We start from the raw sequence: 6010 nt of genomic DNA, 5'->3' as shown, positions 1-6010 counted from the left end.
TCGTGCCGGCGAGGATGCCAGCGGCGATCAGCGCGAGGCCGCCAACAACGGTTGCGATGTCAGTGCCGTACTGCGCCAACTTCGCGTTCACGGCGTCCGCCTGGGCAGCGATCTGCGGGTTGAACACACCCAACTGCTGCTGGAGGCGCGTGTTCGCGGCCTGGATCTGTGCGTTCGCCTGGGCGGCGAACTCGGTGAGGCCCGGGATCTGGATCTGGGTGGCCAGGCCAATCGGCAGCAGCGCGATCAGGGGCAGGCCAAAGCCGACGGAGGTGGCGACACACTTGCCGGTGTCGATGCCAACCTTTGCGGTGGCCTTGTTGCCGGCGCCGTCGACGACCTGGATCTCCTGACCGGTCTCGAGGTTCACGCCTGCCGGGACGTTGACCTTCCACTTGCCGTCCTTGTCGGTCGTGGTCGTGATCGACTTGCCGTTCGGGAACGTGACAGTGATCTTCTCGCCAGGACGGTCGCCCTTACCGGAGATGGTCTTGGCGCCGGGGGTGATGTCGTCGATAGTCGGTGCCGTGGTGTCTGGCTTCGACTGATCGTCAGCCGGGTTGGCGCCCTTCTCCACCTCCTCGCGGTTGGTGTGGCCATCGCCATCAAAGTCACCATTCGGATCCAGCAGGGACTTCCCATCCTTGCCCACCAGGTCGAAGTTGGCGGTAGCGGAGTTGGTCGAGTCGTCCTCGTAGGTGAAGTCGACCGCAACGGACGGGCGAGCGAACGGCTTGAACGTTTCGAAGAACTTATCCCAACGCTTCTTCACATCGGTGCTCTTAATCTCCGGCAACTTGGCCTCGATCTTCTCCGCGACGTCCTTCATCGAAGGAGCCTTCGCGTTGATCACACCGTTGTCCTGCGGAGTGAACTCCCACTTGTCGGCGTCCGAATCGGCGGTCGGATTCGCCTCCGTCTTCTTCACCGGCGCCTTGGTGCCGAACGGATCGTTGGTGTTCTTCTCACCATCAACCGGCACGTCCGTGACCTTGTCGTACTCCGGCACGAAACGCTCCGCGTCAGTACCAACGGTGATGGTCGTCTGCACCTCGTCGGTGGAACCATCCGGGTAGGTCACAACAACAGTGACGTCGTAGACGCCCGGCTTCGAGGTATCCGGGGTCTTCTTGTACTCGAAGGTGGTTCCTTCCGGCAGGCTATCGGCGTCCTTGATGTTGCCCTTCGGATCCGGGGTGCCGCCAGTCTTGACTTTCTGGTCCTGGCCTTGCGGGTCGTGCTTGTCAGCGTCGGTCGCGTTCTTCTGCACCTTGACGTTGGCGTTGACCTTGTCGGTGGTGCCATCCGGGTAGGTGGCAACGATGGTCACTGGCTTGTCGCCCTCAGTGGAGGTATCCGGCGCCTGCTCGTACTCGAAGGCCGTGCCCTCCGGCAGCTCGTCGATGTTGGTGACGTGGTCCTTGGCCTCCGGGACCTCGTTCGGCTCGACGGTCTTGTCCTGGACCTGCGGCTCGTAGGTGTCAGCGTCGGACTGCTTCGGGTCCTCGGGCTGGGGCTGCTCCGGCTGCGGGGTCGGCTCGGGTTGCGGCTGCTCGGGTTGCGGCTGTTCCGGGGTCGGCTTCGGGGTCGGGTCCTCTGCAGGCTTCGGGTCCTCCACCTTCACGGTGGCCTTCACCTCGTCGGTGGAACCATCCGGGTAGGTGACGACGACCGTGACCGGCTTATCCCCAGCAGTAGAGGTGTCCGGATCTTCCTTGTACTTGAAGGTCGTGCCCTCAGGAAGCTTGTCAGCGTCCTTGACGTTGTCCTTCGGATCCGGCTTCTTGCCAGTCTCAACCGTCTGATCCTTGCCTTGCGGGTCGTGCTGCTCGGCCTGATCCTTGGCAACCTTCACCGTCACCGGCACCTCATCAGTGGTGCCATCCGGGTAGGTCACAACAACGACAGCTTCCTTGTCACCAGAGGTGTCAGTCTTCGGCACATCCTTCCAGGCGTACTTGGTGCCCTCCGGAAGATCTTCCTTGTTCGCGATCGAATCCTCAGCCTTCGGCTCAGCGTTCTTCGCAACCTCCTGGTCCTTGCCCTGCGGTTCGTACTTGCTGGCTTGGTCGGTGACCTTCAGCGGGACAAGGTCGGTGTGCTCGGTCTCGTTGCCGTCCTGATCCACCAACGTGTAGGTAACGGAGACGTTCGGCTTCTCTTCGAAAGCGTCAACCGTCTTCTTCGGTGTACCGGTGATTGTGCCGTCCTTGAACTCCAGGCCTTCCGGGAGACGCTCAACCTTGATGGAGTCCTTCTTCAGCTCGAAGCCCTGCGGCAGCTTGTCAAAACCTTCCGGCTTCACGTCCTGCTTATACGGCTCGCCGACGACGCCGTCGGCCAGCTTGGTATCCGTCACCGTGATCTTGGTGACCACCTGCTCCTTACGCTTCTGCGCGACGGGCTTCTTCTCGGTCTTCTCAATACGCTTGTCAGGATCTTGCTCGTCTGGGTTTTCGTAGACCGGGTTGCCGTCGTCGTCAAGCACCGGCACATCCTGCTCGACCATGACCTCGATCTCGCGAGTCACGATGACCTCAGTGGTGCCCGGGGTGGTCGGCTTGCCGGTGATCTTGCCGGTCTTCGGGTCGATGGCCAGGCCTGCAGGCAAGTCGTTAGCCGAGTAGGACGGTTCAGTGCCCTCTTTCATATTGTCCGGCAGATCCTTGAACAGCGGCGTCACGTCGTTGTTCGGGAACTCAGTGCCAACCGAGCCCAACGGCAGCGACTCAGGAACAACAGCGGTGAAGGAGTCTGCGATCTCCCAACGATCAGACGGCTTGCCGGAAGCCGGGTCAACAGAAACCAGCGCGGCGGTGTAGACCGTGGTCTCCTTCAGATCCTCAGGAGCCTGGAAGTTGCAGGACTCGAGTGCACCCTTGTCGTCGCTCTTGATCTTGCACATCGCGTCCTTGATCTCAGTCTGGGTACCATCCGGAGCGGTTGCGTACCAACGGATTGCGTACTCCGCGTTCGGCAGCAAGCCCGCGGTCTTCGTAGTCACCTTGGAGCCCGGACGACCCTTGTTATCGTAGGAGTTGTACTCCGGAATGTCGAAGGTCGGCTGTGCAGTCATCAACGGGAACTGCAGACCATTCATGTTCGCGCCGGCGGCAATCGCGCCCTGGTCACGGTAGTTCATGAACATGTTGGCGACGAACGCAGAGTTCTTCACGTCGCGGCCCTCAATGTTCGGGTAAATGTACATGTAGTCAGTGTTGATGTGGCGCACGTCGTACAACGAAGCGCCGGTAAACACGTTGACCCACTGGTTCTGGTAGTCGTCGGCAACCTTGCCCCAGTCTTCTTCGCTGACCACATTGTTCACACCGAGGTTGGCCGCGTCGCGCGAGTAGCCCAGCGTGCCCTTGAACGGCAGGTAAATCATGCCGTCAGCGCTGGTCGGGGCAACGACGGTCTCTGCAATGTGGGAGCCCTCGCCGTGCTCGTCCTGGTACGCCTTGATGATGCGCTCCTGGTTCGCACGCTCCTGCTCGACCGTGTAACCCGGGTTCTCGTTCTTCCAGGCGTCGATCTGGCGCGCGACTTCGTCGTTAAGATACGACGCAACAATCTCGATGCCGCCCGCTGCACGATCACCACGCGCAGGCTGGTACTTGTAGTAGCCCGGCAAGGTACCGGCAGACTCACCAGTCTCCCACCACACCATGGACTCATTCGGGTGAGCGATGCTCTTAATCGCGCCAAAGTCCCCGTAGTACGGGAACTGACCATCAGCCGTCGGCTCACCGGTCTCGCCGTCGAGCGCACGAGTCCAATCCTTTTCCGGCTTGGCCAACCAACCAACGTGATTCGGCTTCTCTTCCAGCACAAAACGACCGTTGGTAATGCGAGAACCGGCAGGGCCAGCGGTGAAGTTCCAAGACTCCTGCACGCGGTCCGTAATCGAGGTGTAACGGCCCGAGTTGAAGTCACCCGCGGCAACCACCGAGTACTTGCTCGGATCCGGGTTCTCGCCCCAAACGCGGACGCGAACGCCACCAGCTGCCAGCCAGAACGGCGGCGCGTCAACCTCGTTGGTTACCTTCTCGGACAGGTCGAAGGAGAAGCGGCCCTCGGAGTCAGTCGTGGTGTAGAACGTCGGCGAAACCTCACCGTTCTTGGTCACGTACTGCAAGTAGATGACGTTGCCCTTGAGCGGCTCATTATTCGACGACAAGTCATCGTGGCGACCATCCTTATTGATGTACGCCCAACCGTGGTAGCCGTAGAAATCACGCCAGCCACCCTTGGTAAAGATGGCGTTTGGCACCTGCTTGTTCTTGCCTTGGTCCGCGGCTGGGGCTGGGGCTGGCGCTGGGGTTGGGGCAGCCTGCGGGTTGTCTTGCGCAAACGCCGTCGGCTGCGCGAGCGGCGCAACCAACGCGAGCGACAACGCGGCTGCGGCAACCGAGGTGCCACGGCGGCGTGCAACGTAGTTTTTCTTCACAAAGAACCTTCCAGAAACATAGCGATGTGTGTAAACGCAATATCCAATTAATGGACACCCGTTAAGGACTTTGGGAACGCTACGCCTGGTGGACACCTGTCTACAATCTGCCCTTTTGGCCCTACCCCCACTCATGTGATTATTTAGCTTCCCCTCAGGAATTGATTTAAAAACTGCCTGGTTCCGTATCGTTACGTGAATGGTTCCTGTGAGCTCTCTGCCTTTGGGCGGGGGTGGCTCGGGGAGGTGGGGTCGTCGATAAGCAATGCGCAAAACGTCGCCCCGCTCACCGTAATGATGAGCGGGGCGACGGTTTCGAGGAAGACGCCTTTAGTAAAGGCGCTGGTCTACTGCATTACCTCTCCTTCCCCTCCTTCGACGAACCTGCGTAGGTGTTGCCGGAAGAACCCCTCAACTCGAGGTTCTTGATGGACGAGCCACCATTCGGCGAGCAGTTGTCGTAGATGATCGTGCCGGCCAAGATGCCCGCGGCGATCAGCGCCAGGCCGCCGAGCACGGTTCCGATATCGGTGCCGTAGCGAGCGAGTTGCGAGTTAATCGCATCCACCTGGGACGCCATCTGCGGATTGAACACGCCCAGCTGACGCTGCATCTGGGTGTTGAAGTTCTGAATCTGCGCGTTCGTCTGAGCAGCGATGTCAGACAGACCCGGGATCTCCAACTGGGTAGCCAGACCGATCGGCAGCAGCGCGATAAGCGGCAGACCGAAGCCGACCGAGGTGGCGACACACTTGCCGGTGTCGATGCCGACCTTCTCCTTGGACTCGTTGCCCACACCGTCCCGAGCCTTGACATCGTCGCCCGGCTTCAAGGTGGTGCCGTCAGGAACCTTGACCGTCCATTTGCCGTTCTCATCGGTCTTGGTCGGCACTTCCTTGCCATCCGGGAAGGTGACGATGATGTCCTCGCCCGGACGGTCGCCGGTACCGGTAATGGTCTTATCGTCCGGCTTGATCGGGTTGATCTTCGGCGGCGTGGTGTCCGCACCCTCATCTACCGGCTTATCCGGGTTGTCAACGGTGACGGTGACGTCAACGTTGTCCTTGGAGCCATCCGGGTAAGTGACCTCGACCGGGACGGTGATCTTGTCGCCCGGCTTGGCGTCCTTCGGAATAGTCACGGTGATCTCGCCGGTGTTCTTATCGATGGTCACGCCATCCGGGGTGTTCTCACCCGGAGTGAACGTGGTGCCCTCCGGCGGTGTGGTCGGGTTGCCGTCCTTGTCCTTGAACTCAGGCTTCTCAACCTTGACGTCCTCACCAGGCTTGCCCGAACCGTCCTTGTACTCCGGCTCGATCTCATCCGCAGTCTTCGCATCCGGGTTGTCAACGGTGACGGTGACATCAACGTTGTCCTTGGAGCCATCCGGGTAAGTGACCTCGACCGGGACGGTGATCTTGTCGCCCGGCTTGGCGTCCTTCGGAATAGTCACGGTGATCTCGCCGGTGTTCTTATCGATGGTCACACCGTCCGGAACATTCTCACCCGGAGTGAACGTGGTGCCATCCGGCGGCGTGGTCGGGTTGCCATCCTTGTCCT

General features: G+C 60.5%; 2 protein-coding genes. Both read right to left on the bottom strand.

What is annotated here, in order from left to right:
* A partial coding sequence (locus HMPREF3048_RS07140; RefSeq protein WP_070771721.1) for a Rib/alpha-like domain-containing protein occupies positions 1-4450 on the bottom strand: 4450 nt, incomplete at its 3' end.
* A gap of 355 nt (positions 4451-4805) precedes the next feature.
* Positions 4806-6010: YPDG domain-containing protein (locus tag HMPREF3048_RS07135; protein WP_210398425.1), on the bottom strand; the 1205-nt coding region annotated here is incomplete at its 5' end.

The sequence above is a fragment of the Corynebacterium sp. HMSC075D04 genome (genome assembly GCF_001815635.1).
In the GTDB taxonomy this organism is placed as follows: Bacteria; Actinomycetota; Actinomycetes; order Mycobacteriales; family Mycobacteriaceae; genus Corynebacterium; species Corynebacterium coyleae.
The sequence above is the reverse complement of the archived record's forward strand: the minus strand, read 5'-3'. Positions and strand labels throughout refer to the sequence as shown.